This is a genomic window from Paenibacillus anseongensis (genome assembly GCF_009757995.1).
Taxonomy (GTDB): Bacteria; Bacillota; Bacilli; order Paenibacillales; family NBRC-103111; genus Paenibacillus_E; species Paenibacillus_E chondroitinus.
In genome coordinates this window covers 316,202-341,891 of the sequence record NZ_WSEM01000004.1, presented here as the reverse complement: position 1 = coordinate 341,891, position 25,690 = coordinate 316,202, and the positions used below count along the sequence as shown (strand labels likewise).

The following is a 25,690-nucleotide window of genomic DNA, read 5'->3' as shown; positions in this document are numbered from 1 at the left end:
ACACCAAAAACGCCCCAATTAAGGAGCGTACCGCGTAGCTTGTTCGAATTTAGCGAGTAATAATTGTAATGTTACAGCGTGCATGGGTGCCGTTGGATCGGCAGGAAGCGTGATGCCTGTGCCTGTGAAAATGGGATTGTTCTTAGGTGCTAAAGCAGATAAATCCACAGGTGGAATGGCTTGTATTTCTTGTTTTACAAAAGCTGTAGAAGCTGCCTGATCTGTATTAGTACCTGCAGGAGCAGTCGGCACTTTGGGTTTGTTTATAAAAACGGGCGAATCAATTGGTGCCTTTCCAGCAAGATCCTGCAGCGTGGCATAAACAAGAGATTGGTTAATGGAAGCTGAAACATTGGCATTGTTTCCGACTATCGTAATGACATCGATTTCGCGCTCAAGGATATCTTCCGCACCGCCTGCAGGTATGTAATCTGCCGTCTGCCCTGCGTTACCATAACAATATAGAATCTCTCCAATATCAGGATCTTGCGCGAAAACGCCGATTTCGCGGAAATAGAAACCAGTTGTAATATCCTGATTAGACAATGGAGCACCGACAGCGGCAAGTCCGCCAATGAGTGTTTTTAACTTCGTTATGGTTAACGATTTTTTCTCATGCACTAACGCATTCAATTCCGCGATGACTTGACCGCTTAAGCTGCCATCACCGATGGCAATCCGATTATAGTGAATGGTGGTTCCGATCTGAGCTTTCGCTTGCAAAGCTCTTCCTTTGTTCGTTATCTGTAAACCGCCAAATGCTGACATTTACGTCACCTGCCTTAATGTGATGAAATCGCCGATATGGACCACGCCGCCAAAGTAAAGGTTCATCGAGTCGGCTATGGATACTTGAATGGCATCTAGCCTGGATCTAATGTTTTTAACGGAATTAAGAGCCTCTAAAAACTTTTCGGCCTGTTCATTGGTTGCTGTTGGATTGTTTGTTATGACTTTGAAGTAAAAAGGATCTCCACCATACTCATACCATTCCTCGACCTTCCCGTCTCCGAATATGGTTGTCACCAACTCTTCAACAGCGGATGCTGTGCCTTTACGTTTATGCCAGGCAAAGCTTTTCTTGATTAATTCCCGTCGCTGCTCAATGGGAAGGGTTGGATCATAGAAATCAACGTGAAACTGCCAAGCTAATTCATTGACTTCCTCATCGGTTAAGGTATCGAATCGATCAAAGTAAGAAAGTTTGTGAATGGAAGCAGTAATGCTCTGCAGTTCTTGGTCGATGGCTTTAGCTGCTGCTGATAACGTGGAGTCAGATCGCAAATTTTCAGGTAACAAATCTAAAAGGCTGCTGCTTTGTAACTCAATCATCTGCTAGCCCCCCGTAGGAAACATCGATGTGATCAGCGACGGCAATTTGCGTTTCGCCTACTGCCGTAAACGATGGACTTCCGATATCAACGCGATGTGCTCCTGCAATCATCACTCTCCGAATGAGTTCGGAAGGATTGACATCGCGACCTAATTTGGATTTTTGCCACAACACATAATCGCTAACGGCAGCTGTCACAGCTGTTTGAATCGTCGTAATTTCAGCGACACGATCACGGCTGACCCAATACGTAAACGTAATATCATAATTTGATATTGTAGGTGCTTCGACGGTTACATGATCGGTTAAAGGTCTTACTTTTTTAGAACTGCAGGCGTTAGATACGGCAGTCAACATATCTTCATTTGGAATCGTTCCGCCTTCAAGCAGGGGAATGATGAGAACAACGGCATTAGACGGTGAGGTCACACTCACGTCAATAATGGAGGGGCTTGCTGTCTTTGCCCAAAATTTATAAGCTCCTTCTGATCCAGCAACCGAGAAGGATTCAGGCGCTTCGCGAATCCGATTGCGATATGGATCGTTATCCTCAATATCTGCTCCACCGGCACTGGTCGTTATATTTACGGCAGACACCACAAAAGGAATTGGGTCTACGATTTGTTTCACTTGGCCAGATAGATAACCATTCCCCAGAATACCAGGCTCAACACAGGAAGAAGCGACATCAATCGTTAGTGAACCCGACGGAATCTCCACCGTTTCATTTGTTGCAAAGTACATTTTTGGATTTCCTTCTGTACTTATGCGTGTGCCTGAAGGAATAATAATGGCGGATAGCTGCAGAGCTGAAAGTTGAAAACGAATCGTTGTTTTTGCTTTGGATGCTGGCAGCCGGTTGGTTTCTGTGAAAGCGCCCATTTCATCAAGAGCGGTGCCGCTTGCATACCGAAGATAGTTCATTCTCGATACTTTGTTAATGAGTGCTCGCTGCTGTACAAGAAGTGAAGCAATGGTATTGAAGAAGAGCCTCCTCGGATCGCCTGGATAAAGGGGTTTTCCGTCTAATGCCTCAAACATGGCAATCAGGTCATCCGTTGTTTGGGTCGTATCGGCACTGACAAGATCGAGTTCTGGGAGATTGACCAAACTCATAGAGACGTTCCTCCTTCCTTTGGAGTAATTCGGATAATAGGAATTAACCGGCCAGCTTGTGCATCTTCCTGAAACAAGACTTGCACGACCTCAACGCGAGGTTCATATTTACGAATTTGCATAATAATTTCAGCCGTAAATAGCGGTTTTGCGAGATGCATAGGCTGGTCCATAAAAGAAGGCTCTACACCAAACTCTCTATCGAGTGGTACAGAGCCTTTTATGGTTGTAACAATCGTTCGGATGTTCTGGATAATTTCATCCGTACCTTTTGCGCCAAGATCAATAGGGGCGTTTGCTGCTAAGTTAATTTCAATCATGTACTCACCACATATTCTTCAAGTGATAGATTTGCCGATGCGGTGAGCACGTTGCCTTCGTTATCTATGCTGCCCCACGTTTGTGAGAGTGTTGTGATAATCCATAAGCCTACCCCTAATCCTTTGCCGCCAATAGTGAGCGCCATGGCTGTCCCTGACCGTTCTAGTTCTACCAATTTATCTAACTCTTTGCGTGGATTAATGCCAAGCGAAGCGTTGAATTGCATGGTGAACGAGATCGTATCCAGTCCTGGACCTAAGAACTGAGTTTTAGGCTTTTGCATGAACACATCATGTTTAGCCCATCGCCCTGCAGAAGATCGGGTAAAGTCACTGAACGTTCGGAGGGTTTCGGCAGAAGCTACAAACACCACGGGACCTAATGCGCCAATCATGATCCTCCGCCTCCATACGTCAGTGTGCCATTCACCGTTACATTACCTTCAATAATCAGCCCGTTAGTGGCTTTGACATGCATGGAGCCTGTCTGTCGATCATAAAAGGCATAGCTGCCATCTTCAAAAAAAACTCCCCGTTTTGAATCAGATTCTGGTGGAGGTGTTTCTAAATCATTATAAAAAGAGCCAAGGCAAAAACCATTTTGGATGCCGTTGCTCAAAAATAAACATAAAACAGGATCGCCAACGGAGGGCATCTCTGCTGTTTTTGCCCACTTGGATTTGGATATCATCACAGGCAACTCGCCGCTCAACATATTGCTGTTATCGGGGAAAGCGACTCGAACTGTCCCGTTTTGAGGATTAACAGACGAAACATTGCCAGCTCTAATCATGCTATCACCACCCTAACACTTTTCTAATTTCAATATCTGTTTTATAGCCGCCGCTGCCCAGCGAATGTTTGGCATTTTCTATGATGTATTTTCCGTCAAATCGTCCCCACCCGACCACGTTTACTGTAAGTCCCGTTGCTAGGTTTGTGTTCCCAGGCATTGAAAGACTACCTTTGCCATAGTTTTTATTTTCTTCTCTCAATTTTTTTTCAGCTAATCGAAGCGCTTCAGCTTGGGAGTCTACACTTTCATTAACGATTAATACAGGACCGGCTTCAGGTGCGTTAGGCGGTGTGAACGTCGCTTGAATGTTGATACCCTTTTTAGCATCGTGGTAGACGACTTTGCACGATGTATAAGCAGCATCGGATGTACTCCATGAAAATGAATACGAAGAGATATCTTTACCGCGACGAATGTCCAACGAAGTCGGAGCTGCTTCGTATTCGGATTCATCAAACAAAATAAGACTGCCACCCGAGATTTTAAGGGCAAGTCCCTCTTTTACTGCAATATCCTGGAGGAAAGCAAGGTCGCTTTGTTCGGTTTGTTCGATACGATCATAAACTTGATTGTGCTTCCCCTCGAATAAAAGAGTAAGACCGGCCTTCGCTGCAATGTCCGCAGCGATTGTCGTTAATTTTACCTTCTCCCATGCCTTGGAGCGTTTTTCTCGTCTTACAGTTGTCCCGATTGGAAGTGAAATAGCCTTGATTCGAATGATGTCGGGCGGACCCGAAAAGTCAATGCCATCCACTTCAAATGTTCCTAAATCCAGTGTGGCCATTTCATTAGATGCGTTCCAATTCATCGTCTTAATGGCTGCTTCAATGGTGTCCCCTTCCGCCGGCATCCAGTCGTTTTGCCACAATCCCCGTGAATCTTCTAACGTAATTTGAAGATCATCCAGCTGACCGGATGCGTCCGTATAACTAGCATCAAGCAAAAAATCTTTAAGGGATGCTGAGATATCTGCACCGTTGTAGGATATTACGAATTCCACCCGTCTCGCTTCTTCAGTACTGATTAGGATCTCCCCCTTTTCCATGGGGGCAAGCTTGAAGCGCTGTTTACTGGCATATCGGGGACTTCAATTTTTACATTAGACGAGAATACCACGGTGCTGGCATGATCAGGATTGGCAGCGAGGAGGGATGTCATCAGTGATTCTTTTTTATACACTTTATAAGCAATGACATCCCATGTGTCACCGGATTGCGTGATATACGTACTCAACCGAATGCCACCCTCCTTTGCTGCCGTTGCAATGCATGCAGGCGTTTTTGTAAATCATCGTTATTGTCGGATTGAGCAGCTTCGACTTGCGCGCGATCCACATTTCCATAGAAATTATTGACAGGTGCATAGGTGACGGAAATGTTGCTGCCTTCGCCTTGGCTACCCTGCGTAGAAGGAGTCATGCCGAGCATCGAGCCTGCTGTTTGCCAGAGACTACGGGAACGTTCTGAATTGTTAATGGGAACGATCACCTCTGAATCCCCACCCTCGCCGACCCAAGCAAGTTCCGGGCTATTAACTACCCCGCCGTCCGCGTACCCGCCAATCTTAGAAAGTTCAGGTATATTAAGGTCAAAAGATCCACCGCCGAGCCACTCTGGAAGATCGAATTTAATGTTGTTCATCCCTTGAATCACGCGATTTATGGCATCGATGATGTTATTGATCGGGAACGCCAAGAGAGAACCTAGTGTGCTGAAAATGCCACCGAAAATCTCTCTGACCCCAAGCCACGCTTTACCCCAATCTCCCGTGAAAACACCAGTAACAAAGTCGATAACTCCACCTAACATATCGAAAATGCCACCAATGGCCCCAGAAATGGCTTGTATGGCATTCACTACGGTGCTCTTTATCGTGGGAAAAGCGTAATTAAAGACAGCCACCAGAGCGTCAATAATGGGCCGAATAATGTTCCAAACTGTGGTGAAGGCTGACGTTAATTTATCCGTAAGCGAAAGAATATGCGGCATGATGGCATGTATTGCTTGTGCAATGCTTGGGACGACCATGGTAGCGATAAACGAAGCAATGTTTGCGAATATAGGCATAAACTTTCCGAGTAAATAGGTAGCCACGGGTATTAGAGCACTATAGATTTTACTTGCCATCGTAACCATGGTGCTCATAATTTCCCCCATGATCGGTATGAGCTGGGCCATGATGCTGCCGACTGAACTAAAAATGGGTTGAATGTAAGGAAGGACTTCACTCCACAGTGTGAGGAACTTGTCCCGAAGATCACCTAATTTGTGAAAGACATTTGCAATGCTTGAGGCAATAACTTCTGCCTGGCTGTCATTAAGGCCAAGTGCTTTCGCGTAATTGATCGTGACTCCTTCCATCTCTTTATCAAATCCATTTTCCCAAATCCAAGCAGCATCGGCGGCAATTTCGCTAGTGGCGGCACCGATGAAAGAGCCGACTTGTCCCAGAGAACTCTTGATAGCTGGCATGACATCAAACATCGAGTTGCTAATGTTTTGCATGACTGGCAGTAGTTTATCGGATAACGGAATGACAAGAGAGGTTTCGAACTGCCTGCCAATTCCTCTAATTGCTCCTCCCAGAGAGGTATATTTTACCTTGGCGATTTCACCCATCGTATCTTTGGTGCTATCAAACTGTTTTTGCGTATTCCCCATAGCAGAAATAACCTTAACTTCTAGATCCTCAAATTGGGTACCAAGCAGCGACACGCCAATGGCATTTCGTTTTACTGGATCTTCGACGTTTGAGATTAAATTCAGCACTTCCGTAAATGATTTCTTAGCTTCGGGTCCGCCTTTGGCAAAGGTTTGCGTCATTTTTTCAGCATTTAGCCCCAGTGCTTGGAACGCCTGCGCCGAAGTTTTGGAACCGTCTTTGGCGCGAATGTTGAATTCTTTGACGGCATCACCGACTTTATCCAGATTAAATGCACCGGCATCAAGCCCTGAACTGAACGTATCGAACATTTCGTCTGCAGAGAAGCCGAGTGCTTTAAACTGGGGTGCATATTCGTTGGCAGAGTCCAGTAATTCGCCCGATTTATCTAATCCCTTTTGAGCACCTGAAGCAAGGAGATTGAAAGCTTGATCACTGCTAATGCCAAAGTTTCGCATCATGGTATCACTAGCTTTTAAAGTTTCGGGGATATCTTGCCCGAATACATCTCGCATGTAGAGCGCTTTTGTTGTTGTTTCTTGAAGTTCTTTGCCATGCAGTTTTGTAATTGAACTCGTTTTGCTAATCGCGTCCGATAGATCGTCCCACGACTCGCCCAAATTCATGTTATACATCGAAGTTGCAACGTCCTTGAACTCACCCATTTGCTCTGCAGAAGCGCCTGTGCTTTGTTGCAGATGCGCCATGGCGACCTGATAATTTTCAGCCATTGAAAAAGCGGCTCCTCCTGCCACAAGCGCCGCCGTACCTATGGCCGCCGTTGCACCTACAGCAGCAAGTCCAATTCCCCCAAAAGCACCGCCTAAACCGCCACCTTTTTTGGAAGAACTATGGCTGCTCGTTTGCTCAAGCTTCTGCATACGTTTTTCAAGTTCAGCAATGGAGTTGTTTGCTTGCGTAAAGGATTGGGAAAAAGTCGATTGAAGTTGTGCGCCGAGTCGGAAAGCAATTTCATACTCTCTTGACAACTATTTTTCACCTCGCTTCGCTAAGAGCTCGTTTGTTGCTCGAATCCAGTCCATGACTTCAAGAAGGGGCACAGCCAACCAATGAACGGTTGGTGTGTGGGTAGACATAGAAAGAGAGACAACTGCGCCCATCAACAGTTGTCTCCATTCCCGATCCTTGAAGCCTATCCGAGCAAAAAATTTTGTGCTCTCAATGTTAACTTGGCAAAATCTTTGGCGGAAAACCGCTGAAGGTCTTCGACTTGCAGCCCTGCTGCTTTTGCGACGACAAAGGAAAGAAATTGCTTGGATGTTTCTTTGACCGGCGCTACATCTCTTGTTCTTGCGGATAACGCATTGTATTGCCTTTCAATAGCGAGAAGATCATCGCCAGTTAGAGATTCGAAATCTAACACAACCGAGGTGATGGTTTGATCTCCACTGACAACTGGTTTACTCAAGGTGAACACGATGTCCTCATTTACAGTTTCATTTTCTTTCATGTGAATTCGTCTCCTTTGTTATAGTGCTAGTTGTTGGCGAATAGCAGCAAGGTAATCGACACCATCGATGATGCAAATGTAATTATATTTATCAATTTCCACCACAGTTTTTCCGTCAACGGTTGCTTTCAGGTAGATAACTTCGAATTCGCTCGAACTATCTGTTGTTGCGCCGGACTCTAGCTTTCCAAAATCGAATTTTTTAGGAATGGCTCGTACAGATACCTTCGCGCCAATCGGAAGATAAGCACCCGTTTGGGTGTCATACGTCTGCTGTGAAGCCCTAAAATCGAGCGCATGGGCTTTAGGCGCTGCCAATCGAATGGCTGTAGGGTCAATGGTCCGCCAGTTCAGCGTGCAGGTCATGCTACTAAAATGCCCAATGGTCGGGGAATCTACTTCGCCGGCGATGCCTGCCCCTTTGATCGTCTCAGATAGAGACTCCAGGCTAGGAAGAGTGACATCGGCCACCCCGAGGAATGTGCTTCCTTCGTGATAAACAGAGTAACCAGTGACTTTTTCAGGAATTTGCTTCATGTATATTCCTCGCTTTCTTAATTACGAAATGGAACCCAAATACTGCGGATCATATTCAATAAGGAAGTCAATTTCTTGCGCTGGAGATGGCGGTGTTACAAAGATATGAAAGGTAAGTTTGCCGTTCATAAGGTCATTTGAAGAGTTTTCTGATTTCAGAAACTCAACACGCCCGCCTAAAATGGCACCCGATGACTGAAGGCCATTAAACCAGACGTTGATACTGTCTGTAACGGTTTGAACCAGGCGTTGATCGGTAGTATCGTCTACTTTTGACCAATACGTGAGGACGACTGTGTTAGCAATCCAGTCGAACATGCGCCGAATTGGGATGAACGTATTGATTGGGTCTGTATCACTTGGATACATGCCGGTGCGATTTCCCCAAACCTTCCATCCTCCAATAAAATTAAGGGCTGTTATGATTCCTTTTGCATTTAGGAAAGCGGCTTGATCCGGTCCAAGGAATAAATCAGCCCTGCCTTTTTGCACGGCTCCATCGGCTTTTAAAAGCTGATTCGAAGGAGATTTGAACGGCACGCCACGATTTTTAGCATCTGTTGCACAAAGCACAGCAGCAAGATGTGTGGAGAAATGATACGTCTTCTTGCTGTATGTAATTTTGGGGTATACAGGAAATTGTCGTTTGGACGTATAATGATTTTCTTCTTTCCAATCAGGAGCCTCCGAGTAAAGGTCGATGTCCTCTGTTGGCAAATCTACAATCGCCTGTGCAAAAAAATGACCGTTAATTAGAGATGCCTTGCTTTCCATGATGGCGGCAACGGTGGGTTCATGCGAGAATCCTGGCGCGATAATCAAGTTAGGAACCAAGCTAAATCGTGGGAAAATTTGCTGAATCAGTTCAAGCCCTGCTGCTTTTCCTGTCACACCATCCAAACCGCCGATAATATCGGCTTCATCTACAGCAGCGGATGTTAGTTTGGTATAGCCAATTTTCAACGTGGCTACATTGCCAGCGATGGCTCCGCCTGATTTGGCAGTTACAACAAGATGGCCGGCAGTGTCATAACCAGTCGTGTAGTCAGTGCCTAAAATATGGGTGGTTGCACCGTCACCCGATTTAACGATGACGCTGCTTTTCAAGACACCTTCTACATTGATCACGGCGACTCCCGATGAAATAGCTGTGTCTGCAGGTGCGACTACCGTTTTGTGGGTAGCAGGATCCAGTACGTTAATAAAAACAGCTGCCGATTGACCATATAGCCGATAGAAAGCATCCATAAATTCGCATAACGTATAGGATTCGAAGTCTTCACTGTAACCAAACGCATCTTTCGCTTCTTGAAAAGAAGAGCAAAGAATAGGTTCGTTGACTGGAGGCGTAGCTCGTGTGCTTAAATGAACGGGAGCCGTACCGACAATAACGACAAGTGTTGGATTCGTTGCTGCAGGTGATAAAATGGAGGTTGGGATTTCGGTTGTGTAGATGCCATGTCTTTCCACTGTCATCAGACTCCTTTAATTAACCGCGCATAAGCGGCGTTTTCAGGCGTGCCTTGTTTTTGCACAGCCTGTTTGGTGCTCGTTAAATGCTGTACCGGCACGATAAGTTGTGCAATGTCAGCATTGCCGCTGACTAAATCCTGTACATGTGTAGGGATACCGTTCTTAAGGATGGTATACTGCGATAATCGCCCGTGTTCAATGGTAGGGCCGACATAAATGAGTGAATCGCCGGTTGCCGTGATGGGCTTCTTTTTTGCTTTTGTACTCATAGATCGGGAATCTCCTCTCGAAAAATCGTAGGTAGTGTCCACGTTGTCATGGCTTCGCCAATCCATTCAGGCGATGGCTGTTCTTCAAAGAGCTGCCATTGATAAGGGAGTTGCATTTCATAGCGATGATCAAGCAACCGTTTCTTCAGCAGTGCAATGCGGACATCTTCCATGACATTTAAAACATCCATGAATCCATCGTCATCCGTTGATTGCGTGCCAAAAAGAAGTTTGACGGTTGTACCGCATCCCTTCTCGTCCTCATCGCTCCCTTTTAAAGCTCTGACAATGACATAATGGAAGTCGCCATTCTGGGCATTGGCTGCTGTTTTCTGAGGAAGGTAGCCGATATGTACCTGCGGTGTTCCGCTGACTCGATCCTTTAAAATAAGTTCCAAGAAAGACTTGATTGCTCGAAGAAGTAAAATTGTCGTTATCGTCGTTCGCCTGCCTTTTCGAGTGCCCGTAAGATTTCATGATTGAGCCGGTCTTCCATCGTATCGTGCGCGACCTGTTTTAAATGCTCCACAATGCCATGCTCGTTGAGAAGCACGGGAACGGCGGGGCCAAATACCTCTTGAATCGGAAACCGCTTTTTGCCAACGCGTTTAAAGACACCAACATGGCCCCCACGCCCAACCTTGGCAACGAATGCACCTCGAATTGGCTTAAGTCCGCTTTTCTTAATAGCAGCTTTTAACACACGAGGTCGTTTATCAGGTACTTTGCTTGGAGTTGTGCGAAACTTAATGATCGGCGTGTTTCCGCCTGACCATCTCAGTTCAACACTGGCGTTTGCTCCCGTTTGGCGCTTAACGCGGACCTTATTGTTAACATCTTTGGTTTTGATGTGATACTTTTCGCGCACTTGCCGGCTGCCTTCAGTTCGAACGCGTTGCGATACCCGACCTAGTGCAGCTGAGTACGCTTTTGGGATCAGGCGCTGAATTGATTGCAAGTTGCGCCCTGCCATTCGAAGTTCCTGTGCGCCACCGCTAAACTCAATCATCGGTTCGCCTCTAACTTGAGCACATACAGGCCTTCCTCTTCGATGATGCTTTCAAGTGTGTAGCGCTCATCATTTATCATCATGACTTGACCTTGAGTCGGTTTATACCCGATTTCAGTGCTATCAACGTAGAGCGCCATTTGAAATAACGAAACCCCATCAGCGTAGCCAAAGGGGTGTTTGTTGGTTGAATCGATATCCTGAACAGCCCAAATATCAACACCATCGATATTAAATACTTGAGCGAATTCATCTGGATTTAAGAAGGTGCTCACATCAATGGCAAAGTAATCCTTTAATTTGGGCACTGTCATCTTTAAAGGTCCTGCTGCTCAAGCCAAGCTGCGTATTGATCAATGCGTTCTTGCTCATTTGCGCCTGGTGTTAGCTCAATAAGAACCAACTGTTCTTTTTGTTGACTAGCTTTAAGGTTCGTAAATGCCTCAAGCGTCAAAAACGTGCTTTTCGAATCGGTTTCTTCCTCATCCGTGTAACGGGCAAGACCATCTTCCACTAAGCGATCTTGCTCTTCTTGTGGAAGATCCGTAATCGGAACACCTGCTGGGTACATAATGCCATTATGTGAAACGTGCCATGTGCTAATAATGCTCATAAGATCACCCTTCCTTAAAATACTTTGGCAATATACCAGGAATTCACTTCGTGTGGCACAGGAAGTGGGCGGCTGTGCAATTGGGCAAATCGGGCTGCAGGGTCTTTTTGCATCCAAGAGTCTGGAATGCGAGGACCCTCATAAGTGACAAACTGGTTATCAACGGCAAGCGTGATCGCCCCATACAGCATGGAAGAACGGCTTCGCGTTGAGCCAATCAATACTGTTCCTGACGGTACCATGGGTTTCTCAACGGGATTTTGCGGGTCCGTTTCATCATCCAAATACCACTCATCGTACGAATAGAGATCCAAACCAAGCGATACAATTGTTCCAATGTAGGTCGCGCCATTTGGTAGTGTCTTTGGATCGATACGGCCGATATTGAATCCTCTATTGTCATACAGCTTTTGGACAATCGGGTTATTACGGAAGAAAGGGACAACATCGGAAGCTAGAACGGCAATATCAGGCGTAACACCCGATGTCTTAATGACCTCTAACCGAAGCGCTTCGAGTTTAGCAATCGGATCACTTGAAGGGTCATTCCATTTATCCGTCCCCGTAAGAACTACTTTATTCGTGAAACTAAAGTCAATGGTCTGGCTGACGCCTTCCCCGATCATATCAGCCTTTCCTGTGAAAAGGATTTGAGCAGCAAGCCACTCTTCCCTTCGCGTGATCGCAGAGTCTAGTTTTTCGAGATCATTCGCTAAGAGTTCAATGGCGCGGTCATCTGGAGATTTTCCAGAATAGATGTTTTCGCCCATGGAACGTGTCTGCAAGTCCCCAACCGTTAGAACCGTTTTTGGCTTAATCAGCGCAGGTTTGTAGGTTTGCGTTGTGAATCCTTCACGTTCCATCACTTGTCCTGGTAGTCGTGGGGAAACAAAAGGAGCCATCTTTCTTTTCCCTTTGAAATAATCCACGTCAACAGCTTCCGTGACGAACGTTTCTGGTTTTGGGAAAAACATATCTTTTAGAAACGTACGCGTGGGCATCATCGCTTCAATTGCAGCTAGCATCGTGCGGGGATCATAAATCGAAATATTTTTTGCCATGAGTGCTGTTCCTCCTTAGTTACTTACGCTTTTTTTGTTTTACGAGTAATAATACCGGCGTTACGAAGAGATTTTTTATGTGTAGCGATGGTGTCTGTGCCACCAAAGATCAACTTAGATTCATTGAACTCACCGCGTACGTACACAACGCCTGGAGCATCAGCGGTTGTTGCGTCTACATCTTCGGTTAGAATGCCATAAGGAGTCTGCGTGCCATCGGATTTGGTGGAATCCACCAGTGATCCTTTCGGCGTGGCTGTTGTTAAGCCGATTACACTCCCTTTTAAGTAGGCTTGTCCTGCTTTCAAGGTAATGCCGTCGGTCACGATCTCCGAATGGCCAGCAATTAGATTGTCAAAGGTAACGGAATTCGTTTGAATAAGACTTTCTGCCATTACTTAACACCTCCACGTATTTTATTGATTACACCTGCAATTTTGCTGCCTTTTGCCTCAATTTGTTTCTTGGAATCGTCATTCCCACTGTTCAAATCTTCCTCATCGCCTTGCGCGGACTCTACTTTGTTGACACCAGAGCTGTCAGCGTCCTCGTTGCGTTCTTGACCCGCTCGTTGGCGACGTTGGTTTTGCAGTTCAATAATGGCTAGTGCCGTATTCGCTGCCGTTTCGAAGGTTTCATACTTCGCTTTTGCAACCAGATCGGCCGTTCCTGGGGCGGCCAGTTTATCAAGGGCTTGGATACGCAGGCGTTCTTCTGCCGCTCCTGTTTTTGCAATCTCAGTATATAGCGCGGGGTGTTGGGCTTTCAGTTCTTCCAAATTCAACGGACTTGCACCTCCTGGGGATTGGTTGTTTAATACCGGCCATAAACGTGGTTCGCTTTTGGCTTGTGGCAATTGGGGTGGATTGATGAAACGTTCAAAGTTCATGCTCACTCCGTTGACCATCGCCACCGTTCCTTGCATCATGGCAGTAACAGTGCTGCCTGCCTCAACTTCATCAATAAAACCTTGATCGAGTGCTTCCTCTGCAGACATCCACGTTTCAGCATCCATCATGACAATGAGGTCTTTCTCTGAAATGTTCGTCCGTGATGCATAGACAGACACCAGTGAATCTCGTACTTTGTCTAGGAAATCAGCAGCTTCTCGAAAATCGGATGCGTCCCCCATTTGTATGGAGCTCATCGGGTTATGAATCATCATCATCGAGCCGGCTGCCATCGTAATCTTGTCCCCTGCCATTGCAATAATAGAGGCAATGGAAGCAGCCAAGCCGTCAACGATCACATGCACGTTCGCCGCATGGCTCTTTAGGGTTGACCGGATCGCAAGTCCGTCAAATACACTGCCGCCAGCTGAGTTAATGCGAACGGTAATGTCTTTGACATCAGACCCTAACGCCCGAAGGTCACGGGCAAACTGTGCAGCTGATACCGATTCTTCCCACCAACTTGTGCCGATGGTTCCGTAAATGGAAATTTCAGCACTGTCCTTGGCTTTATTTGTTGTCATCGTCCAAAAGTTGTTGTTGATTGTCATTTGTCTTTTCACCTCCTTCAATAAGTAAGCCGCCTTCACGTCGCATGGTTTCCTCACGCACGCGCTGACGATGATTCATTTCAAAATCGCCGCCAGTCAGTTCAGCCGTCTCACGCTCACGGGTAGAGAAACCTTCTTCCACTCTCATTTTCGCGGCAGTTGCCTCTTTCAGAGGATCAAGCTGCCCTGCAGATGGTCCATGCCATTCCGCTTTGAGATAAGCTTTGCGATACAATGGATCGTCAAAAAAGCCAGGCGCAGGGATACGCCCCTTTGCGACGGCTTCAATAAACCATTCTTCATATACCGGCTGACAAAAATCCGATGCGACCCAAGATCTACGCATCCGAAACATTTTCCACGCTTCCAGTAATGCCGCGCGGCTCGCTGAGTACGAGGACGTAAAGTTTTTTACAAGCAACTCATATGGGATTTCAAGCGCAGCGCCAACCTGCCGCAGAATCGACGTAACAAATCCGTCAAAGGCGGTATTGGGCCGACCTGGGTTTGCCATGGATATCTTTTCACCAGGCGAAAGCCCGACGATTGCTCCGTTTCCAAGTTCATAAGAATTGGGGTCGCCTTGATCAATCTCTTGATCCATCATGACACCGAGCGGCTGATCAGAGGTTTCCGATTCAATGAAAACCGTGAACATGCCCGATACGACTGCCGCCATGAGTTCAGCTTCCGTATAACGCCCAAGTTGTTTGAGCGATTCAATAACAGGGGCTAAAATGGGAACGCCTCGTCGCTGTTCGGGACGCTCGGACTCCATCAAGTGAAGTACATTACGCCGACCCGTCTGCTTGCCAAAGGCTTCAACTCTCACCCATTCTTTCTTTTTATCCTGCTTACCAAGCGGATGCTGATTCACAAACCAATAAGCGGAAACGCCATTATATTCGTCAACCTCAACTCCACCAAGAATATCTTTTCCGTTTTTATTTGGGGGATCGCAGCAACGATCTGCCTCAATCAAACGGATTCGTGTGTCATAGGTATTGCCTGCACGCTTTACCATCGGCAGAAGCACTAAACAGTCGCCGCTCATAAGTTGTGATAAGCAAGCTAATTGTTGGAGTTCGTAAAAGTTATCTCGCCTGCTGGCATCGCATTCCACTGACTCTGCCCATAGCAAAAACTCGCGTTCCACAATTCGTTTGAGATCGGCTGCCTCATCAGGAGATAGACCCAAGAATTCGGCATCAATGGCAGGCTTTAGCTTCAGGCCGGTACCAATAATGTTCGTACGCGCCGTCTTAATGGCTCCTGTCGCAAGTGCAGCGCCTCCCATATAAAGATCACGGGAACGCTGCCGCAGGGTGGACAGGTTTAAAACGATGTCCTCATCGGGTCCACCGCCACCGAAATTCCATCCAATCATGGATTTTTTAGATGTCGATGCGCCGTGATGGGAATACCCAGAGTTCAGGACATCTAGTTTTTTCTTAGCAACCGCACGGGAAAGTGCGACCTTTGGCGCAACGGATGCAATCATGCGCTCGAGTATTTTCATCGGTCACGCGGAACTGCTGCCATCACCCGTGCTCCTGTGCGTCCGCTTGTCGCTTTGCTGACTTGATTCTGCCAAAAGATAATTTGCTTTTGAATCTCAGAAATATTGGCTCTAACCAGTTCTCTTGAACCAATTTTGTACGATTGACCTGTTGAAACCGCGAGTGACGCAGCCATCCAGGCATCAAGCTGAGTTTGTGCTTGTTCTTGTGTAACTGCCATCGTCCTTTTCACCTCCTTTCCTTATCCGCCTATGCCTTTGGAAATCGTGCCACGTTTTCGGGGTGCTGCCGTTTGTGTGTTTGGTTTACTTGATGCAGTAGCAACTGGGATTTCCTTATCCAAATTGGGGTTCAAGATTTCCAAGGCAGCTGTTGCATAGTTCCGAACATCGAGCGGTTCATTTCGGGCACCGCTCTTTTTAATCCACTCAATCCGAGGCCGGCCCTTGTGGAAGCGAATAACCTTCTTTTCACTGGTTAACCCATGGAAGTATTCCTCACCATAACCGCGTGTGGCATCGGTTGGAAAATGGCAGTAGCCGTCTGTGCCCTCAAATTTGTTTTTAAGGCGCGTCATGATGTTTTCTTTCCCTGCATCGACACCGATAATAAAAAGAGCGCATTTCTCGCGTGGTGTTCGCGACATGCGCCCTACAAAAGATATACCAAGTCCGCCTTGCCCTTTGATAGCGAATATGCGGCGGTGTTCACGTTTCACACAATACCGATAAATCTCTGTCGAGTGGTTTCCGTTCCCAGAGTCGATACAGGTGCAGGCAACCATTAGTCCACTGCCATCGCTTTTGTGAAAGCTTCTGGATACATAATCATCAAGATCCTTCCAGACATCCGGCTTTGTGGGATCGCCATACAGAATACGGTATTCAATACCCCAACTCTCTTTGCCTTTCCCCCAACCGACAACCTCAATTTCTAGTCGGTCATTCTGCACGTCAACGCCTGCCGTTAGCAGCTTTACATGAGCAGGTACAGACGCGTCGTAGGCTTCACGGCGATTTAGCAAGTCATCTTCCTCTAGCTGTTCGCCTTTCTCTTCCCACGTTTCTCCAAGCGAAGTGTTAATCCAAACCTTCAGCGTTTCGATATCTTTCTTAGCTTCCTTGAACTCTTCAATGATCGTGCTCCAACGTTTCCACGGGGAAGCAAGCTCATTTAGGTGAAAGCCTCTTGATTTGGATTCCGGTTTACGGGCAATCCACTTCCCTGTCCCTTCTTTCCAATCGAACTCCCCGTGAATGGCTCCGCAGTACTTACAGGCTAAACTGGCATCATCAAAACGAACCTGTTCCCATGATAGCGGTTGGTGTTCGCCGCAGCTTGGACATGGCAAACACCATTGTTCCATAGTACTTGCCATATAGGCGGCTTCAATCCGCGAAACACCTTTTATGGTTGGTGTGGAGACTAATGCAATTTTGCGGTTCCAAAAGGTTGTGGTCCGTTTGACTGCTAAAGAAACGGGATCTCCCTCGGTGCCGGCAGACGCTGGATAACGATCTACCTCATCACAAAGCACAATGCGGATTGGACGGGAAGCAAGGGAAGCAGGCGCATTCGCGCCACCAAGCGTAATCTGCCCCCCTGGATACTTTTTGTGCAAAATTGTGTTTTCGCCGTCACGGCTTTTCACATCGGATATCTTTGCCGCCAGTGTCTCGGTGTCCCGAATCATCGGCGCAAGACGATCTTTCGAAAAGGCTTCCGCTAGCCCTTCAGTCGGCTGGATCAACATCATTGGCGCAGGATCGTAGTCCACATAATAGCCAACGATATTAAGCAGCAGTTCCGTTTTCCCGACCTGTGCCGAGGACTGGACAACCACTTGTTCCAAATTCGGATCAATAAAGGCATCCATGATCGCCCTCATATATGGCGTGCGATCTGTCCGCCATTGCCCTGGTTCCGATGACGCTTCCGCCGAAAGCTTGCGGTAGGCATCCGCCCATGAAGAAATGGTGTGCGGCGGCGGCGGCGCGACACGTTTGGCTAGTTTCTTGAAAAAACCAAACGTTTTGGTGAAATCACTGGTTGTCGTGTCCATCATCGGCATCCACCTCACCAATGAAGTTCTCATTCTTATTATTGAATAAGAATCCATCATAATCAGAAAGTTCGGTTAGCGCTTCGCTGACTTCTCGCGTTAACATACCTAGAATTTCACCTTGATTCGTTTTCCCAAGCAATTGAGGAGCCAATTTAGAAGGCAGCGAGAGAACTTTCGTCCGGAAGGCGGCAATCATGTCATCCATGACCCATTCCACATCTTCCGCGCGGTGCAGCGTTCCTTTCATGACCGCCAAATGCAGCTCCGCTTTTTCCCGTTTTGCTTTCTCGTGCTTGGCGCGTTCTTCAAAAAAATCAACTTCGGCTTTCCCTTCTTTGGTTTGCAGGGATCGAATGAAGTTCTGAACGGATTCTGCCGCTAAATATTTGCCTTTAGATGCTCGAATTAAAACGCCTTCCTCGGCTAATTGCTGCACACGGCGGGGACTCAATCCGAGAATATTCGCGATTTGGTGAGTTGTAAATGTGGTACCTTTCGCTTCTGTGCTCAAATAATCCCCTCCTTTGTGTAGTTTAATAAATAATGCTTTGTTATTCTCCGTCTAAGAAAAGTGTTTCTTGGTAATTATTTGTTCGGTGTATACAAGTAGCGTAATGATTTGGATCAAGTTCCCACCCTACATAATCACGATTAGTTCGAATACAAGCAGAAGCAGTAGCTCCGGAACCCATGCAACCGTCTAGAATTAAATGCCCCGAGTCGCTACCTGCTGTAATTAATTTTTCCAACATTCCTACTGGTTTCTCAGTAGGATGAACAAGGCTTAAACCAGGTATTTTCGGATACTGGATTACATCTGATAACCGGTACCCTCTAAGATGTGATCGACCCTTATGTCCATAAAGGAGTAGCTCATGCTTCGGAGCAAAACTTCCTTTAGTGTCTCCGGCGCCATGAACATTTTTGACCCAAACAATTAAATTTTTCATTGTGAAAAACTTCTCAAATTGTTGTTTGAAAAAATCTATTTTGTGCCAAGAACAGAAAATAAAAACTGACGAATTAGGTTTAAGAACCCGATAGCATTGTTCAAAATAATCAGTTATGAACCCACCGTCATTTCCGCCATCGTTCAGAATCCCTTCAAATCTATCTTGTTGAGAATGATAGTTAATAAGGTAAGGCGGATCACTCAGAATCATGTCCACTGATTCATCTGGTAATCTGTTTCTCATACCTAAAATACAGTCTTCGTTGTAAATATGATTGCGTTCAAACATAGATGTCGGTCCTCTCTCGTCATTTTGCCCCCTACACAAATTATTTTTGTTGTCTTGCTGTTTAAGGCTCGGAATACCCTTTTTTAGCATCAATTTTCATTTCGCTTGTTTCGTTTTCAACAAGCATCAATTTTCCGTTAAATCACCTCCTAATGCCCTCAAATAAGACAAAAAACCCTTTCACCACGTGGGCATTTGGGTTATGTATTTTTATACGTTGATATGTATATCGAAGCGAAGAAAACGAAATTTTTTTATCGCTAGGTAGATTTTGGGCTCACGCGCACCCTCACCTTTATAAGGCTCCAGGAGTACCTTTGATTTTCCAAAATCTAGTTAATGTTTGCTTATATTCGACCTGCCGATCGGTGCTGTGCTGAGTCTGCGGGCAACCTCTTCATCAACAATGTTAGAGGTGACGACCATCGTTGGCTTGGTTTCTTTCTCCCTTTTTATGTCAATAAGTAAGAGAAATATAGCATGCAAGACTACAAAGATTGCCAACTCATAGCTGTCGAGTGCAACTAATGCGAATGAGATGAGAGCCATGAACCAATGTCCCGTTTGATTAAACCATTTCATTGTTTAACACTCCCTTTTAATTCCATTTGAGTACACCATATCTTATATTTTGATGTACTCACGCAACACGATTTTTCGTTGAACCAGCAATGATTTTTACAGTTCAAAAAACTGAGTGCATCATCGACTAAATGTGGTGTACTGCCTTATAAATGCCATCCTTTGACCGATTTATTGATATCATCTTGAGCGATTCCAATGTATCTTAGTGTGATGTATTCATCCTGATGACCGAGCAAATCCATCAGAACCGCGACATTCTTTTTATCCTTGTAGTGATGGTAAGCGAATGTCTTTCGAAGAGTATGTGTTCCAATACGGTGAAGACCATATTTGCGTCCAGCCTTCTTTAAGATCCGATAGGCTACGCTACGGTCTATTGACTTCTGAATCCCATCAATCTTCTTTCTTTGCCGTGAAGGAAACAAGTACTCATGATCTGCTCTACCATTCATTACGGGCCGTAGTTCACGCCTCAAATAGTCGGAGATAGGCAAATTGATTTCTTTACCTGTTTTGGTCGTACGAATGTATAGTTCATTCTGTTTCAAGTCTCCAACCTTAAGTTTTAATATGTCCGAAATTCTCAAAGCTGTGTTGATGCCAAGAATAAATAATGCGTAATTGCGTAGAGAACTTTTTCTTAAGTCCCACTTGATTCTAGCGACGATATCTAAATCACGTATGGGTTCTACAGTGTTCATTCACCTACATCTCCCTCCCCCATAAAAAAAAGAGCCGCCGGAAGCGCCGGGACTCTAATCTGTCTGCAGACTATATAGTAAGCAATCTAGTATTCTTCTCTTGTTCATGGTAGCCGTATGAACAAAAGGAACTGGGCACCTGATTCAGATGCACACTTCGTTTTGCTCTCACGAGCTGGGGCATCTAACCCCACCTCACACCACACCCCTGACGCTAAACGTCTAAGGAGCTGACTCCCACAGCATGGCCGAGTCCTACATATGATAAAGGTACAGTAGGTATCACCTGAGCTTAACTAAGCTCTTTGTGATTCCACTGTACCCCGTTTATTAAGACATTTTGTCGACAAGCTTTTGACATGGTATGGACATATTTCTTAAATATAAAAAGACATTCCTACTTAGTTACTAAGTATTTTATTTATTCCTCCGATACTTCAGACGCTTTAGCTACATATAAACCAAATCTGATTGCATGCCCCATTAAACTGATAGTACCAAATAATGCGTACACAAAAATAAAAACTTCTACTGTAAAAACGTACAATAGAATTACTGGACTCATCCACTGCAGTAATTTAATTAATATACAAATTAAGGATGAGATTCCCCATAAAAATGTCATGACCCAAAAAGGAAAAAGAAACTTCTGTAAGATATTCTTTTGTAAAAATATCGTTAGAAGCTTTCCCTGAGTTAAAGAGATAAGAATTGCTAAGCCTGCTATTACGATTCCCATTAAAGTTGCAGAGATTGAAGCGATGGTATCAGATGTGTAGTCAATCAATTCGGAAAAGTCAGCAACATTTTTAAAGAACCAGAGAAATACTACAGACAGTACCAGAGAAATATAAAAGGTAAGCGTACGTATGAAAGGCTTTAAAGTCACAATTCTAAGTAAACTATATAAAACTTGTAGTATCTGTTGTAACTCGTTCTCTTCTAAACATATCTTTCATCTCACTTTAGAAAAGCAGATTTTTTACAGCAACAGCAAAATCCCTTAATTTTGAAGTTAAAGCAGCCTGTGAAATATCTTTATCAGCGTGAGTCATTTGAACTGAGTCTCTTGACTTGTACTTCATCGGGACCCTTTTTTCTTTCCTTGTCCCGTAAGTTTTTTGTCTAGAATATCCATATGCATTAACGCCTCCATAGCCTTTCGACACCATTTCTATACCACTCTGAATAAACTTCCCATCCTTATTCAAACCATTTGGGTTTTCCAATGTAGTCTTTAATTTTGTAGCCTTCTCCTTAGTTATAATATCATCCAGGTCCTTATATGTGTCATCAGAAATAGGATTAGGATGTATTAAATTAAATTCAATTTTTGTTAGATACTCCATTTTCGCTATTTCACTTTTGATTACCTCTTTAATAGACAATAATTGTACCGAGATTGCCCCAACATTCATATTGCCATTATAAATTACATTCTCAAAGGCTTCGATGAAATCTTCGCGGCTAACATTGGAATTCTCTTCAAAAACCAAAATTTCCGATACATAATTATATACAAAAAAACTTTTGTAAGCGGAAGGTTCCGGCAAAGCAAACCATTCCGTTTTTCCTGAAGCTGCATTATAGATAAGCTTCTTCTCATATCTAGTTTTAATAAAATCTCCAAAAACTATTTCCTCTTTTTCATTTTTGCCTAATTCACTAAACCTCCATACCCATTTTGACTTACCGATCTTCCATTCAGGATAATTCAAAATTGTAATTGGTAAAAGTTCAATCAACTCATTAACGTTTGAGCTATAAATTGCACTATTAATATTCACTTTAGCTGCAAGAAATTTTCTTCTCATAAATTATTTACCTACCCACTATTATTTAAGAACAAGAGTCCCCATGAAAATCCATATAATTCTCATGTTCCCATATAATGTAGATGGTTTCAATCAGAACATACGTACTTTATTCCTATTTTTCGTTTGCAGATAAGATATTTTAGATCTTTTGACCTAGTCTCCTTACTTTCACTCTATATATAGCAATGTATTTGCTATACTAACAATTCCGTCATTTATTTTCCGATCTATTGTCTTTTCACAGTAATTCCAACTGCTGAAACGTAAGATTGTCGCTGCTCTAGAATTCCCTTTAATAAAACGATACTCAGTTACTTCTCTAACGTCATACTCCAAGATTTGTTCAACTGCCCTTTCAAGCAATGGACAAATTTGACTCCATTTCTTCTGGAGTATCAGGCTTTGCTCTGTAGTTGGTGGATTTTTCTTAAATCCTGCTAAAGCCTTCATCATTTTTTTATACTCTGTTAGATGAACTTTAACTCTTGCTATATCTGTTTTTGACGCTTCTGGAAACATGCTAAATTGCCCTACTTTTTCGGCTACCATCATATTCTACACACCCCATTTATGCTATAATTGGTGTAAGAATAACTTGATCCTCTGCGAGCCCGTCCAAGGTTACACGCAGAGGATTCTTTCTATTGTGCAATTTTAATAATTTCTGTTTTTATTTCTTTGTAATAATCAATAAGTTCTGGTTCCGCTTTTTCTAACAATTCTTCCTCGCTTTCAGCTCCGTACGTTCTAAACAAATATTTAACCGCATCTTCTGCCTGGTCTATGGTTGGTTTTGTCTCCATGGACTTAGCGAGAAACCTATTTAACTGGTCATATGCTTTTAGTTTCTCATTATCACTAATTGGCACTTCAATTACCTCCTTCTTTTCTTCGTGTTATCCATCCGAATGCGCTACCCTTACTAGTTGCTTCTATGATGTAAGAACTCCCTTTCTGAAGCCACTCATTAGCAACAACGACTAACACACCATATTTTGTTTCTACAAATCCTTGCTGAGCTAACGGGGAAGATGCCGTTACGTTCATGACCATTTTCGAGATATCTCTTTTCTTATATTCGATCATCGGCTTTAACGTGCTCTCAATAAGCTTTATTGCATTTGAGTTGATCTGAATACTTATCAAGTCCCTCATTACTCATTTTCTTGTATGCTCGGTGAATGAATTTGTATCCCCTCACGTTCTAAAAAAGAGCAAATCTCATTAATAGTCATATCAGCAACCGATTTTTCATGCGTAATACTTACTACCGGTTCTTTAATAAAGCCAATTTCAGATAGTAAATTGTATTCCACATGTAAATTGCCAACGACACTTTTATAATTCACACCTGTCAAGCGCTGAAATGCTAAGGGTAGACATATGATTTTCTGCTTTTTATAATTAACAATAAAATTTCCATTATCGTCTTTCTCAAATGAAATAAGTACTTTCAAAAACATTTCCCCTCTCTTTTCATCTCCTTAATCCAGACAAAAGTAACCTTTTCCAATTCGTTCGATATCATCATCTGTAGCAGGTGAAATAACAAAAGCTCGATCATTAATATGTATCACATTCTCTTCACCTTCCTTCATATCAAGTAAAGGAACCATGTGCACTACCAAAGCTTCCAATGGTGCTGCCTCCCGTAGATAATCATCAATAGTTGCCTGATTTTTCTCGTTATATTCTTCCAAAATTTATATGTCACCTCATATTTCTATTCTTAGGTTCTAGTGATTGAATATGAATATCAACCAACCACGACCTTATTGTTATTAAGCCTTTCATCCAGCTTCCTTGCCTGCTCTCGAGCCTTTTCAAGCTCTTCATTTGATAAGCGATTATCTTGAACTGAAGAAGGCAAAATCCCTTGTATTTTGGTCCTAGATAATCCATGCTGCCTTGGAGGCGAACTCCTTGCCCTATGAAGATTTGTTTCAGGCACAATTTCTATATTCCATGGTTCATCGACTTTGAGCTTTTCCCATTTACGGAGAACACCCTCAATGAAACGCATTTTCTTCTCCCCTGCAAAGACTGCAACTTCTATGGCTTTCTTTAACCACATTTCGGTAAAGTCCTCTTCGAGGGAAATTAATTTCTGACAAACAATTTGCGAAAGTTCTCCTATTTCGCGCTCATAAATGCCAAACACATTGGTTGGACTATGTATTATTGGATTCTCTTCGAAGGGCTTTGTTAGATTACTAGTCTCAAGTTGTAAAGAATCCTGCACTCTATTATCACCATTACTATCTTTTATTTCTTTTAATTTAATTTCTTTTAATTTCTTTTCTTTTATAGCATCCTCTTTGGATGCGTTCGCATCGCTTTCGCTTTGCATTTTGTTCGAGGAATCTACGAAACCTTCATTTGGCGCGGCTTTCTTACCCCAACGTGCTTCGGCGGATTTCTTAGCCTTTACTGATTTTTCTTCCATTTCAAGCATTCTTTGCAGTAATGAATTACTCCAAAAACTATGATCGTCAGATTCAAAGAGATGAAATTCACGTACACAATCGTCTATAAACTGCTTTGCTGTATCGCTATCGCATCCCATTTGTGATGCGAACGCATTAAAAGCGTATTTTGAACTCAGCTGCAACTTATAGTCTTTTTGCTCACGCATCAATTCAATGAGAATCCAATACCATCCATACCCTTGAGCTCCATAAACGCTACGCATTTCGGATATCTTAGGATCCTGACGAGCATTACTGTCATGTGAAAAATAGGATACACTTTTTTTTGCCAACGCTTTTCAACCTCCTCTCTTACAAGAGTTCCTATCGATGCCTGCTATTTCGCTTAGGGAAAGCATTGTTAGCCCAGAAAATGCTAAACTGCACTATGAGCTTCACTAACACGTCTTACAATGCTTTTGATCATATGCCCGTTTCCTTCTTGAATCTCACCGTCTTGAATACGTCTAACCTTATAATGAATCCATGAAGACATTCTTCTCATATTCACCACGACAGCCTCTACAAGTTCCTTACCATCTTGCCTATAGCCACCCAATAGCGGGTTCGCTATTAGTTTCGCAACAAGGACAATATCGCCAATCTCTGGAGCCTTTAGCTCAAGCTTCGTATCCTTCACACGTTTCATGACATCTTTCTTAAGAGCAGCCATGTGTTTTTGAGTCATGCTAGAAATGTTTGTGCAGTAGTCATGTAGTAGGACGCCTTTGATAGCTTGGTCAAATTTAACCTCGCGCTCCAAGCAGAACTTCGCTAATTCAGCTACGCATGCGTTTCGATCAGTCCATTGAAACTTAAATTTCATTCTATGAGCCCTCCTTTGTGTTTGAAACAAACCGCTCAGGGAACAATATCTTTTCGGCCTCTTCCCACCGTCTTATCGCTTCCGTTTTGAATAATAGTGCTATATTCTCCTCGATATTCTTTTCACATCGTATTAAAGAACGCATAGCCCTTTCGATTCCCGCTGAGTCTGCTAACGCGGTAGCATCCTTCAACCGCTCTTGGCTGCGCGAAAACATCGCTTTGTTTTCGTAAATAACTGAATTTAATGCAAAAGTAATTCTATAAAAATCCATGTGTGTGAACATGAGAAAGCTCCTCCTTGCCTT

At 44.1% G+C, this 25,690-nt stretch carries 37 protein-coding genes; all 37 read right to left on the bottom strand.

The genetic code is table 11. The features are described 5' to 3' along the window. Window positions 1–18: 18 nt before the first annotated feature. Window positions 19–768: a phage tail-collar fiber domain-containing protein gene (locus GON05_RS03540; protein ID WP_157317839.1), complete on the bottom strand. Its 750-nt coding sequence runs from the start codon at window positions 766–768 to the stop codon at window positions 19–21. After that, window positions 769–1,332, bottom strand: coding sequence for a phage tail protein I (locus GON05_RS03535; protein ID WP_157317838.1), 564 nt, complete (start codon window positions 1,330–1,332; stop codon window positions 769–771). It lies immediately after the preceding gene. Next, window positions 1,325–2,449 (bottom strand): baseplate assembly protein, encoded by a 1,125-nt coding sequence (locus GON05_RS03530; RefSeq protein ID WP_157317837.1) that lies wholly within the window; start codon window positions 2,447–2,449, stop codon window positions 1,325–1,327. Before GON05_RS03530 ends, GON05_RS03535 begins: the two co-directional genes overlap by 8 nt. Beyond that, entirely contained in the window at window positions 2,446–2,769 is a 324-nt protein-coding gene (locus tag GON05_RS03525; protein ID WP_157317836.1) for a GPW/gp25 family protein, read from the bottom strand. The genes GON05_RS03530 and GON05_RS03525 overlap by 4 nt, the downstream gene beginning before the upstream one ends. Further along, entirely contained in the window at window positions 2,766–3,164 is a 399-nt protein-coding gene (locus GON05_RS03520; protein WP_157317835.1) for a phage tail protein, read from the bottom strand. The genes GON05_RS03525 and GON05_RS03520 overlap by 4 nt, the downstream gene beginning before the upstream one ends. Further along, window positions 3,161–3,562, bottom strand: a complete 402-nt coding sequence (locus tag GON05_RS03515) for a phage baseplate assembly protein V (protein ID WP_157317834.1) — start codon at window positions 3,560–3,562, stop codon at window positions 3,161–3,163. Before GON05_RS03515 ends, GON05_RS03520 begins: the two co-directional genes overlap by 4 nt. A gap of 4 nt (window positions 3,563–3,566) precedes the next feature. Continuing rightward, window positions 3,567–4,565 carry a phage late control D family protein gene (locus GON05_RS03510; protein WP_309492588.1) on the bottom strand — a complete coding sequence of 333 codons (999 nt, stop codon included), beginning with the start codon at window positions 4,563–4,565 and terminating at the stop codon, window positions 3,567–3,569. 23 nt (window positions 4,566–4,588) lie between these two features. Beyond that, the gene (locus GON05_RS03505; protein ID WP_145656816.1) at window positions 4,589–4,798 is read right to left on the bottom strand and encodes a tail protein X; all 210 of its coding nucleotides are present in this window, start codon (window positions 4,796–4,798) and stop codon (window positions 4,589–4,591) included. Next, on the bottom strand, window positions 4,795–7,215 hold the full coding sequence (locus GON05_RS03500) for a phage tail tape measure protein (protein WP_157317832.1): 2,421 nt from the start codon (window positions 7,213–7,215) through the stop codon (window positions 4,795–4,797). The genes GON05_RS03505 and GON05_RS03500 overlap by 4 nt, the downstream gene beginning before the upstream one ends. A 164-nt stretch (window positions 7,216–7,379) precedes the next feature. Next, a complete protein-coding gene (locus GON05_RS03495; protein ID WP_157317831.1) occupies window positions 7,380–7,697 on the bottom strand; it encodes a phage tail assembly protein in 318 nt (105 codons plus the stop codon). A gap of 18 nt (window positions 7,698–7,715) precedes the next feature. Further along, complete coding sequence (locus tag GON05_RS03490; RefSeq protein WP_157317830.1) at window positions 7,716–8,234, bottom strand: phage major tail tube protein; 519 nt, start codon at window positions 8,232–8,234, stop codon at window positions 7,716–7,718. A gap of 21 nt (window positions 8,235–8,255) precedes the next feature. Continuing rightward, window positions 8,256–9,710, bottom strand: a complete 1,455-nt coding sequence (locus tag GON05_RS03485; protein WP_157317829.1) for a phage tail sheath family protein — start codon at window positions 9,708–9,710, stop codon at window positions 8,256–8,258. Beyond that, window positions 9,710–9,976, bottom strand: coding sequence for a hypothetical protein (locus GON05_RS03480; protein ID WP_157317828.1), 267 nt, complete (start codon window positions 9,974–9,976; stop codon window positions 9,710–9,712). Before GON05_RS03480 ends, GON05_RS03485 begins: the two co-directional genes overlap by 1 nt. Then, the gene (locus tag GON05_RS03475) at window positions 9,973–10,374 is read right to left on the bottom strand and encodes a hypothetical protein (RefSeq protein WP_157317827.1); all 402 of its coding nucleotides are present in this window, start codon (window positions 10,372–10,374) and stop codon (window positions 9,973–9,975) included. The genes GON05_RS03480 and GON05_RS03475 overlap by 4 nt, the downstream gene beginning before the upstream one ends. 35 nt (window positions 10,375–10,409) lie before the next feature. After that, the gene (locus GON05_RS03470) at window positions 10,410–10,985 is read right to left on the bottom strand and encodes a phage tail protein (RefSeq protein ID WP_157317826.1); all 576 of its coding nucleotides are present in this window, start codon (window positions 10,983–10,985) and stop codon (window positions 10,410–10,412) included. Next, complete coding sequence (locus GON05_RS03465) at window positions 10,982–11,299, bottom strand: hypothetical protein (RefSeq protein WP_157317825.1); 318 nt, start codon at window positions 11,297–11,299, stop codon at window positions 10,982–10,984. The genes GON05_RS03470 and GON05_RS03465 overlap by 4 nt, the downstream gene beginning before the upstream one ends. A 2-nt stretch (window positions 11,300–11,301) precedes the next feature. Beyond that, a complete protein-coding gene (locus tag GON05_RS03460; protein WP_157317824.1) occupies window positions 11,302–11,598 on the bottom strand; it encodes a hypothetical protein in 297 nt (98 codons plus the stop codon). A gap of 14 nt (window positions 11,599–11,612) precedes the next feature. Continuing rightward, window positions 11,613–12,659, bottom strand: a complete 1,047-nt coding sequence (locus GON05_RS03455) for a major capsid protein (protein ID WP_157317823.1) — start codon at window positions 12,657–12,659, stop codon at window positions 11,613–11,615. Window positions 12,660–12,682: 23 nt separating this feature from the next. Then, on the bottom strand, window positions 12,683–13,054 hold the full coding sequence (locus GON05_RS03450) for a head decoration protein (RefSeq protein ID WP_157317822.1): 372 nt from the start codon (window positions 13,052–13,054) through the stop codon (window positions 12,683–12,685). After that, entirely contained in the window at window positions 13,054–14,160 is a 1,107-nt protein-coding gene (locus GON05_RS03445) for a head maturation protease, ClpP-related (protein WP_157317821.1), read from the bottom strand. Before GON05_RS03445 ends, GON05_RS03450 begins: the two co-directional genes overlap by 1 nt. Further along, complete coding sequence (locus GON05_RS03440) at window positions 14,120–15,679, bottom strand: phage portal protein (RefSeq protein ID WP_157317820.1); 1,560 nt, start codon at window positions 15,677–15,679, stop codon at window positions 14,120–14,122. Before GON05_RS03440 ends, GON05_RS03445 begins: the two co-directional genes overlap by 41 nt. After that, entirely contained in the window at window positions 15,676–15,900 is a 225-nt protein-coding gene (locus GON05_RS03435) for a DUF6148 family protein (protein ID WP_157317819.1), read from the bottom strand. The genes GON05_RS03440 and GON05_RS03435 overlap by 4 nt, the downstream gene beginning before the upstream one ends. A gap of 21 nt (window positions 15,901–15,921) precedes the next feature. Continuing rightward, complete coding sequence (locus tag GON05_RS03430) at window positions 15,922–17,745, bottom strand: phage terminase large subunit family protein (protein WP_157318055.1); 1,824 nt, start codon at window positions 17,743–17,745, stop codon at window positions 15,922–15,924. After that, window positions 17,723–18,256, bottom strand: a complete 534-nt coding sequence (locus GON05_RS03425; RefSeq protein ID WP_157317818.1) for a type IV toxin-antitoxin system AbiEi family antitoxin domain-containing protein — start codon at window positions 18,254–18,256, stop codon at window positions 17,723–17,725. Before GON05_RS03425 ends, GON05_RS03430 begins: the two co-directional genes overlap by 23 nt. 40 nt (window positions 18,257–18,296) lie before the next feature. Then, complete coding sequence (locus GON05_RS03420; RefSeq protein WP_181646627.1) at window positions 18,297–18,986, bottom strand: DNA-methyltransferase; 690 nt, start codon at window positions 18,984–18,986, stop codon at window positions 18,297–18,299. A 336-nt stretch (window positions 18,987–19,322) separates the two neighbouring features. Further along, window positions 19,323–19,568 carry a hypothetical protein gene (locus GON05_RS03415; RefSeq protein ID WP_157317816.1) on the bottom strand — a complete coding sequence of 82 codons (246 nt, stop codon included), beginning with the start codon at window positions 19,566–19,568 and terminating at the stop codon, window positions 19,323–19,325. A 146-nt stretch (window positions 19,569–19,714) separates the two neighbouring features. Further along, a complete protein-coding gene (locus GON05_RS03410; RefSeq protein ID WP_157317815.1) occupies window positions 19,715–20,272 on the bottom strand; it encodes a tyrosine-type recombinase/integrase in 558 nt (185 codons plus the stop codon). A gap of 421 nt (window positions 20,273–20,693) precedes the next feature. Then, window positions 20,694–21,161 (bottom strand): hypothetical protein, encoded by a 468-nt coding sequence (locus GON05_RS03405; protein WP_157317814.1) that lies wholly within the window; start codon window positions 21,159–21,161, stop codon window positions 20,694–20,696. 76 nt (window positions 21,162–21,237) lie between these two features. After that, window positions 21,238–22,086 (bottom strand): DUF4747 family protein, encoded by an 849-nt coding sequence (locus GON05_RS03400; RefSeq protein WP_157317813.1) that lies wholly within the window; start codon window positions 22,084–22,086, stop codon window positions 21,238–21,240. 171 nt (window positions 22,087–22,257) lie between these two features. Continuing rightward, window positions 22,258–22,641, bottom strand: a complete 384-nt coding sequence (locus GON05_RS03395; RefSeq protein ID WP_157317812.1) for a hypothetical protein — start codon at window positions 22,639–22,641, stop codon at window positions 22,258–22,260. 89 nt (window positions 22,642–22,730) lie between these two features. Continuing rightward, on the bottom strand, window positions 22,731–22,958 hold the full coding sequence (locus tag GON05_RS03390; RefSeq protein ID WP_157317811.1) for a hypothetical protein: 228 nt from the start codon (window positions 22,956–22,958) through the stop codon (window positions 22,731–22,733). Between the two features lies 1 nt (window position 22,959). Further along, window positions 22,960–23,244, bottom strand: coding sequence for a hypothetical protein (locus tag GON05_RS03385; protein WP_181646626.1), 285 nt, complete (start codon window positions 23,242–23,244; stop codon window positions 22,960–22,962). Continuing rightward, the gene (locus tag GON05_RS03380) at window positions 23,244–23,546 is read right to left on the bottom strand and encodes a hypothetical protein (RefSeq protein ID WP_157317809.1); all 303 of its coding nucleotides are present in this window, start codon (window positions 23,544–23,546) and stop codon (window positions 23,244–23,246) included. Before GON05_RS03380 ends, GON05_RS03385 begins: the two co-directional genes overlap by 1 nt. 27 nt (window positions 23,547–23,573) lie before the next feature. Then, the gene (locus tag GON05_RS03375; protein ID WP_157317808.1) at window positions 23,574–23,789 is read right to left on the bottom strand and encodes a hypothetical protein; all 216 of its coding nucleotides are present in this window, start codon (window positions 23,787–23,789) and stop codon (window positions 23,574–23,576) included. A 56-nt stretch (window positions 23,790–23,845) separates the two neighbouring features. Continuing rightward, complete coding sequence (locus tag GON05_RS03370) at window positions 23,846–24,850, bottom strand: Lin1244/Lin1753 domain-containing protein (protein ID WP_157317807.1); 1,005 nt, start codon at window positions 24,848–24,850, stop codon at window positions 23,846–23,848. Window positions 24,851–24,933: 83 nt separating this feature from the next. Next, entirely contained in the window at window positions 24,934–25,383 is a 450-nt protein-coding gene (locus tag GON05_RS03365; protein WP_157317806.1) for a hypothetical protein, read from the bottom strand. 1 nt (window position 25,384) lies between these two features. Then, window positions 25,385–25,669 (bottom strand): hypothetical protein, encoded by a 285-nt coding sequence (locus tag GON05_RS03360; protein WP_157317805.1) that lies wholly within the window; start codon window positions 25,667–25,669, stop codon window positions 25,385–25,387. Between the last annotated feature and the right edge of the window lie 21 nt (window positions 25,670–25,690).

Excerpts from the sequence above, each read along its gene's own strand:
- GON05_RS03400 (WP_157317813.1), bottom strand. The coding sequence starts at position 22,086 with ATGAGAAGAAAATTTCTTGCAGCTAAAGTGAATATTAATAGTGCAATT.
- GON05_RS03450 (WP_157317822.1), bottom strand. The coding sequence starts at position 13,054 with ATGGCAGAAAGTCTTATTCAAACGAATTCCGTTACCTTTGACAATCTA.
- GON05_RS03385 (WP_181646626.1), bottom strand. The coding sequence starts at position 23,244 with ATGAGGGACTTGATAAGTATTCAGATCAACTCAAATGCAATAAAGCTT.
- GON05_RS03460 (WP_157317824.1), bottom strand. The coding sequence starts at position 11,598 with ATGAGCATTATTAGCACATGGCACGTTTCACATAATGGCATTATGTAC.
- GON05_RS03530 (WP_157317837.1), bottom strand. The coding sequence starts at position 2,449 with ATGAGTTTGGTCAATCTCCCAGAACTCGATCTTGTCAGTGCCGATACG.
- GON05_RS03495 (WP_157317831.1), bottom strand. The coding sequence starts at position 7,697 with ATGAAAGAAAATGAAACTGTAAATGAGGACATCGTGTTCACCTTGAGT.
- GON05_RS03415 (WP_157317816.1), bottom strand. The coding sequence starts at position 19,568 with ATGAAATGGTTTAATCAAACGGGACATTGGTTCATGGCTCTCATCTCA.
- GON05_RS03470 (WP_157317826.1), bottom strand. The coding sequence starts at position 10,985 with ATGATTGAGTTTAGCGGTGGCGCACAGGAACTTCGAATGGCAGGGCGC.
- GON05_RS03525 (WP_157317836.1), bottom strand. The coding sequence starts at position 2,769 with ATGATTGAAATTAACTTAGCAGCAAACGCCCCTATTGATCTTGGCGCA.
- GON05_RS03520 (WP_157317835.1), bottom strand. The coding sequence starts at position 3,164 with ATGATTGGCGCATTAGGTCCCGTGGTGTTTGTAGCTTCTGCCGAAACC.
- GON05_RS03435 (WP_157317819.1), bottom strand. The coding sequence starts at position 15,900 with ATGGCAGTTACACAAGAACAAGCACAAACTCAGCTTGATGCCTGGATG.
- GON05_RS03410 (WP_157317815.1), bottom strand. The coding sequence starts at position 20,272 with ATGAACACTGTAGAACCCATACGTGATTTAGATATCGTCGCTAGAATC.
- GON05_RS03535 (WP_157317838.1), bottom strand. The coding sequence starts at position 1,332 with ATGATTGAGTTACAAAGCAGCAGCCTTTTAGATTTGTTACCTGAAAAT.
- GON05_RS03420 (WP_181646627.1), bottom strand. The coding sequence starts at position 18,986 with ATGTTTGAACGCAATCATATTTACAACGAAGACTGTATTTTAGGTATG.
- GON05_RS03440 (WP_157317820.1), bottom strand. The coding sequence starts at position 15,679 with ATGAAAATACTCGAGCGCATGATTGCATCCGTTGCGCCAAAGGTCGCA.
- GON05_RS03480 (WP_157317828.1), bottom strand. The coding sequence starts at position 9,976 with ATGAGTACAAAAGCAAAAAAGAAGCCCATCACGGCAACCGGCGATTCA.
- GON05_RS03490 (WP_157317830.1), bottom strand. The coding sequence starts at position 8,234 with ATGAAGCAAATTCCTGAAAAAGTCACTGGTTACTCTGTTTATCACGAA.
- GON05_RS03365 (WP_157317806.1), bottom strand. The coding sequence starts at position 25,383 with ATGAAATTTAAGTTTCAATGGACTGATCGAAACGCATGCGTAGCTGAA.
- GON05_RS03485 (WP_157317829.1), bottom strand. The coding sequence starts at position 9,710 with ATGACAGTGGAAAGACATGGCATCTACACAACCGAAATCCCAACCTCC.
- GON05_RS03465 (WP_157317825.1), bottom strand. The coding sequence starts at position 11,299 with ATGACAGTGCCCAAATTAAAGGATTACTTTGCCATTGATGTGAGCACC.
- GON05_RS03395 (WP_157317812.1), bottom strand. The coding sequence starts at position 22,641 with ATGATGGTAGCCGAAAAAGTAGGGCAATTTAGCATGTTTCCAGAAGCG.
- GON05_RS03540 (WP_157317839.1), bottom strand. The coding sequence starts at position 768 with ATGTCAGCATTTGGCGGTTTACAGATAACGAACAAAGGAAGAGCTTTG.
- GON05_RS03455 (WP_157317823.1), bottom strand. The coding sequence starts at position 12,659 with ATGGCAAAAAATATTTCGATTTATGATCCCCGCACGATGCTAGCTGCA.
- GON05_RS03445 (WP_157317821.1), bottom strand. The coding sequence starts at position 14,160 with ATGACAATCAACAACAACTTTTGGACGATGACAACAAATAAAGCCAAG.
- GON05_RS03430 (WP_157318055.1), bottom strand. The coding sequence starts at position 17,745 with ATGATGGACACGACAACCAGTGATTTCACCAAAACGTTTGGTTTTTTC.
- GON05_RS03515 (WP_157317834.1), bottom strand. The coding sequence starts at position 3,562 with ATGATTAGAGCTGGCAATGTTTCGTCTGTTAATCCTCAAAACGGGACA.
- GON05_RS03360 (WP_157317805.1), bottom strand. The coding sequence starts at position 25,669 with ATGTTCACACACATGGATTTTTATAGAATTACTTTTGCATTAAATTCA.